The 365-nt window shown below is 51.0% G+C and carries 1 rRNA gene; it reads right to left on the bottom strand.

The features are described 5' to 3' along the window. Positions 1–365, bottom strand: a 23S ribosomal RNA gene (locus P2Q73_RS02960); the annotation flags it as partial.

Here is a 365-nt window from a genome sequence, read left to right as displayed (position 1 = left end):
CCTATCCTGCGGACCTTTCCAGATCGCTTCGTCTAACTCGTTCCTTTGTAACTCTATGCTGAGTGTCCTACAACCCCAAGAGGCAAGCCTCTTGGTTTGGGCTCTTCCCGTTTCGCTCGCCGCTACTCAGGGAATCGATTTTTCTTTCTCTTCCTCCAGGTACTTAGATGTTTCAGTTCCCTGGGTGTGCCACAGATGCGCTATGTATTCACGCAAATGTACTGCTCCATTACGAACAGTGGGTTTCCCCATTCGGAAATCTCCGGATCAAAGCTCACTTACAGCTCCCCGGAGCATATCGGTGTTAGTGCCGTCCTTCTTCGGCTCCTAGTGCCAAGGCATTCACCGTGCGCCCTTATTAACTT

This window comes from Bacillus sp. Cr_A10 (assembly GCF_029222665.1).
Classification (GTDB): domain Bacteria; phylum Bacillota; class Bacilli; order Bacillales_A; family Planococcaceae; genus Psychrobacillus.
Note: the sequence above shows the minus strand (reverse complement) of the source record. Positions and strands in the feature narration are given on the sequence as shown.